A 5,412-nucleotide genomic window follows, 5' to 3' on the forward strand; every position below is an offset into this window, starting at 1 on the left:
CCTAAAAAGGGCAGTTGGCGTGTATTGCGGGCCGTTCGTGCTGAGCAATGTCGAAGCATGGACGGCTCGCAATACACTCACCAAACGGGTGAATGAAAAATCCCGCGCGCCCTTCGACAAGCTCAGGACGAACGGGATTTTTCATCGCCAAACTGCTCTTTTTAGGTTAAGTCGAGTCGTTCGTGGTGAGTCCTACGACTGCGCTCAGGAGAGCCCTGTCGAACCATGAACGACTTAACCATTCACCCTTCGACAGGCTCAGGGCGAACGGTCAAACCTTAACCTAACGACATTACGGCTTAAGGCAAGTGGCTCCTGAGCCCGGCGCCGATAAAGGCCTGCGAGAATTGTTCGGCGCTGACCGGCCGGCTGAACAGATAACCTTGTAGCGAATCGCAGCCTTGCGCCGTTAAAAAGGCCAGTTGCTCGGCGGTCTCCACGCCCTCGACCACCACCGACAGCCTTAGCTCGTGGGCCAGCGCGACGATCGCCCTGACCAGGGTTTTGCTGCTACCGTCGTCGGCCAGACCGATGACGAAGGAGCGATCGATTTTGACGCTCTGTACCGGAAACCGGTACAGATAGGTCAGGTTGGAATAACCGGTACCGAAATCGTCTATGCTCAGCCGCACGCCCAAGGCCTGAAACTGGCGCAGTACCTGTAACGTGCTTTCCGGGTTTTGCATCACCGCCGACTCGGTGATTTCCAATTCCAGCGCGTTAGGATTCAGACCGGTTTCGCTCAGAATATCCCTCACCGTTTGAAACAAATTCGCTTCCAAAAACTGGCGCGCCGAGACATTGACCGCCACGCTGGCGAACGGTCCGCCGTTTTCGATCCAAGCCTTGGCCTGCAAACAGGCTTCGCGCAATACCCAAGCCCCGACTTGCACGATCAGCCCGGTTTCCTCGGCGACGGTAATAAAGCGGTCCGGATAAACCAGTCCCCATTCCGGGTGCTGCCAGCGTACCAAGGCTTCCGCGCCGGTCGCCAGACCGCTGACGCTGTCTATCTGCACTTGAAAGTGCAGGCGCAATTCCCGCTCGGCCAGCGCGCGGCGCAAGCCGCGTTCGACGGTCATCCGTTCCAACGAGCGCTCCGTCATCGCCAGCGTATAAAATTGATAGTTGTTCTTGCCGCGCTCCTTGGCCAGATACATCGCAGTGTCGGCGTTCATCAGCAGGGTGTGGCTGTCTTTACCGTCGTCGGGAAACACGCTGATGCCGACGCTGGCGGTGACCACCAGATCGTTGCCTTCCAACGTAAACGGTTGAGTGAGGATATCGATGGTCTTCTGGGCGATGCGCGCCACGTCGTCGCTGTGAGTGATGTCGTTCAGCAATACGATAAATTCGTCGCCGCCCAAGCGGGCCAGTACGTCGTTGCCGCGCACGGTACTTTTCAAGCGATCGCTGGTCGCTTGCAGCAACAAGTCGCCCAAGCGGTGGCCCAAGGTGTCGTTAATCAATTTGAAGCGATCCAAATCCAGAAACATCAAAGCCAGCTTGCTGCCGTGCCGGCGGGCGGCCGACAGCGCTTGAGTGAGCCGGGCATGAAATTGATCGCGATTGAGCAGCCCGGTCAGCGGATCGTGATTGGCCAAGTAAATCAGTTGCTGTTCGGCGTATTTGCGGTTGCTGATATTCTGGACCTGCACGATGAAATATTGCGGCACGCCGTCCGGGCCGCGCACCAACGAGGCGCTCCACAGCGTCCAAACCCGCTTGCCGGCGGTTTTGTGCGTGCATTCCAATTCGATTTGAAAGGTGGGCCGTTCGTCGGCCAACAGTTGACGCAAGCATTGATCGAGCAAGGGATGCTCGCCTTCCGGCAGCAACATCCGCAGACTGCCGCTCAACAACTCCGCCCGGCCGTAACCGAAGGTGTCGCACAACGCGTTGTTGACTTGCAGAAAAGCGCCGTCCAACGACACCAAGGCCATGCCGATCGCGGCCATCTCGAACGAGCTGTGAAAGCGCTCTTCGCTTTCCCGCAGTAAATTTTCCATTTCCCGGCGGGCGGTGATGTCGCGAAACACCATGACCGCGCCGAACAAGGTGCCGTCGTCGTCGATGATGGGCGCGGCGCCGTCGTCCACCGGAAACTCGGTTCCCTGCGGATTGACCAGTATCGTGGCACGCTCCAGCGCTGTGACCTCCAGACTTTTCAGGGTGCTGATAATCGGGTTTTCGACCACGCCCCGGTCCGATTCGGAAACCAGTGTCATCAGCTCCTCGATTCGGCGCCCCTTGGCCTGCTCCAAACTTTGGCCGGTCGCGTCCTCTGCCACCGGGTTCATAAACCGAACCCTACTGTCGGTATCGGTGGCGATGACGGCATCGCTAATGCAGCGCAGGGTTTTACCGAACCACTGCTCGCTTTCCTTGAGCTTGCGTTCCAATTGATACTTGTACAACGCCACTTCGATGGAAGCATGCAGTTCGTCCGGCCGGAACGGCTTGATCAAATAGCCGTAGGCGCCGGTGGCTTTCGCCCGCGCCAATGTCGCGGAATCGCTGTAAGCCGTCAGAAAAATCACCGGAATCCGCAACGATTCGACAATAGCTTGCGCGGCGCTAATGCCGTCCATCTCGCCCTTCAACACGATGTCCATCATCACCAAGTCCGGCTTATGCTGGTTGGCCAACGTGATGGCCTGGCCGCCGGAAAACGCGGTCGCCACCACTTGGTAGCCGAAGCCTTCCAACTGTCTGCGGATATCCATCGCGATGATGCCTTCGTCTTCGACAATCAGGATTTTGCTGGCTTGCATCGTCGCCCCCTCGTTATCGGGTTATTGCGGATTTTCCGGAAAACGCAGCGTGAACGCCGTGCCCGCGGTCCGGTTCAAGTCCATCCCGCCGAGCAATTGATGAGTCAAGGTATCCACCAATTGCAAGCCCAGCGAGCCGGTGTTTTTAAAGTCCAGCGCCTCGGGAAGACCGACGCCGTCGTCGGCGATCGTCAGGCAGTATTCGCCCAGCCGCAGGCTGAAAGCGATGCTCACTTGACCCGCGCGATGGCCGGGAAACGCGTGCTTGAGCGCGTTGGACAGCAATTCGTTGATGATCAGGCCGCAGGGAATCGCGGTATCCACGCCGAGAAACACATTGTCTATGGCCATTTCGATCCCGATGTTGCCCGCATGCGCGCCGTAACCGAATAACAAGTGATCGACCAAACTGCGAATGTATTCGTTGAAATCGATTTTCGCCAAGTCCTTCGATTGATACAGCTTCTCGTGCAATAGCGCCATGGCCTTGATCCGGTCGGCGCTTTGCTGGAGCAGGTCGGCGGTTTCCGCGTTGGTCACGCTGGCGGCTTGCAGGTTGATCAGACTGGAAACCACCTGCAGGTTGTTCTTGACCCGGTGGTAGACCTCCTTCAACAACACCTCTTTTTCGGTCAGCGCTTGGCGCAAGCGGTCGTGGGCGTTTTTGCGCTCGGTAATATCGACGATGGAGCTGAGGACGATGGTGCCGTTCTCGTCATCGATCAGCCCCAGGCCGATTTCGACCGGAAATTCGCTGCCGTCCTTGCGCAAGCCGAACAAATCCCGGCCCTCGCCCATCGGCCGGGACACCGGATCGGCCAGATAAGCCTGGCGAGCGGCGACGTGTCCGCCGCGAAAGCGTTCCGGAACCAATACCTCGACCGGCTGCCCCAGCAACTCGGTGCGCGAGTAACCGAACGAAGTCTCGGTTTGCGCGTTGACCATCAAAATCGTGCCGGACTCGTTGACCATGACGATGGCATTGGGCGCGGATTCGACCGCCTGCCGAAATCGATGTTCCAGGCGTTTGCGGGCGGTGATGTCGACGATGGAACTCAGCACCAGGGTTTCATCGTGGCTATCGATCAGGCCCAAGCCGATCTCGACCGGAAATTCGCTGCCATCCTTGCGCCTCCCGTATAAATCGCGGCCGGCGCCCATCGGCCGCGACACCGGATCGGCGAAGTAGGCGCGACGGAAGTCGGCATGGCCGCCGCGAAACCGCTCGGGCACCAACATTTCCACGGCCCGGCCTATCAGTTCGGCGCGGGTGTACCCAAACGACAGCTCGGTCTGGGCGTTGACCATGACGATGCAACCGGATTCGTTGACCATCACGATCGCGTTCGGCGCCGCTTCCACCGCCTGCCGAAACCGGTTCTCCAGGTGTTGGTATTCGGAAATGTTTTCGTGGATGACGATGACCGCGCCCAAGGCCGGCTCGGCGAAGCGCGCGACTCTTCCGGTAAACCACAGTTGGCCGGTGGCGGTACGAAACGCGTACTCCAACGAAAATTCCGGCCGCGAACCGTTCAACACCGCCAAGATGCCGTCGTAAAACGCCTGGCCGCCTCTGTCGTTGGTCAGGCCGGCGGCGAGCAGGTCCGGATAGTGTTGGCCGAGTCGCAGAGCCGGCTTGGCGTTGGCGTGTGCTTGGTCGAACGCCAACCAGGCTTCGCTGACGTGCACGACCTTGCCGTCGGCGTCCAACACGCAATATTGCTTGGCCAGTGCCGCCAACACGGCGGCTTGGAAAGGCGCGGCATTATCCGGATGCGGCGTGGTCGACATCCCAGCCCCCTCTGATTGGTTGTAAGAGTCCCTAATCATAGATCATCGGTCTGATTCGAACACCTTAAATCCGCCGCGCTTGAAATCCGCCGATAGTGCTTGGTTGTCAGCGTTGTTCAAGACCATCATGCCCGCCGGGAAATGGGCATCCAGTGCCATGAAGGGTAGGCTTAAATCCGTCTGTAGCGGACAGATTCGCTCCGCTAGTTCTTATCTGTCAGCGTTGTTCAAAACCACCGGGAAGCGGGCATCCAGTGCCATGGAGGGTAGGCTTAAACCCGTCCGTGGCGTCAGACTTCACCCACCGACGTTCACAGCAAATTCAAGCCATCGCTCGGCCGGTACTTGCCCGTCGGCAAATTTTCGATATTAAAACGCCCCGATCGCATGGCCGCAGGCTTCGCCCGCGCTTCCAACGGCTGCGGCCGCGTTTTAAAAGACGCCGACCACACATAAAAATCACCGGAAGGCACGCTCCAACGCTTCGAACGTACCGCCGCGACATCCGAACGTACCTTCGACACGCTCGGCCGTCCGCTCGGCGGTTACGAAGGCGCGGTCGAATCCCGATAAAACGCGGTCGGGACGATGGTATGTACGGTGGAATGAGTTTTACGTGCGGTCGGCGTAAACGGCGGCGCGGACGCCGCGAGTTTTGGTCGGATATTCGGCGCCGCAAAGGCGAATTATCTCGGCGTATACACGGCCAAAACCCGTTGGCCTCCGCATGCGGTGTTAAGCGCCGGGCAGCCCGCCGATGTCGGAAGATCAATCCTTGGTTATCGAGCGAGAATCCGTCGAAATCGAACCGCCTCGCTTCGGTTTTAGGTAAGCGGTCCTTTAACAG

The 5,412-nt window shown here is 58.7% G+C and carries 3 protein-coding genes; 1 reads left to right on the plus strand and 2 read right to left on the minus strand.

Annotated elements, in window-relative coordinates; all coding sequences use genetic code 11:
- Nucleotides 1-229 (plus strand): hypothetical protein (locus A1355_RS26040; protein WP_231883587.1); only part of this gene is annotated, 229 nt, incomplete at its 5' end.
- Nucleotides 230-299: 70 nt separating this feature from the next.
- On the opposite strand, the gene A1355_RS06570 is transcribed toward A1355_RS26040, so the two are convergent.
- Both A1355_RS06570 and A1355_RS06575 read right to left on the minus strand, forming a co-directional pair.
- Nucleotides 300-2,774, minus strand: a complete 2,475-nt coding sequence (locus A1355_RS06570) for an EAL domain-containing protein (protein WP_064026236.1) — start codon at nucleotides 2,772-2,774, stop codon at nucleotides 300-302.
- A 21-nt stretch (nucleotides 2,775-2,795) separates the two neighbouring features.
- On the minus strand, nucleotides 2,796-4,565 hold the full coding sequence (locus tag A1355_RS06575) for a PAS domain S-box protein (RefSeq protein ID WP_231883588.1): 1,770 nt from the start codon (nucleotides 4,563-4,565) through the stop codon (nucleotides 2,796-2,798).
- Nucleotides 4,566-5,412 lie beyond the last annotated feature (847 nt).

The organism is Methylomonas koyamae, from assembly GCF_001644025.1.
Classification (GTDB): Bacteria; Pseudomonadota; Gammaproteobacteria; order Methylococcales; family Methylomonadaceae; genus Methylomonas; species Methylomonas koyamae_A.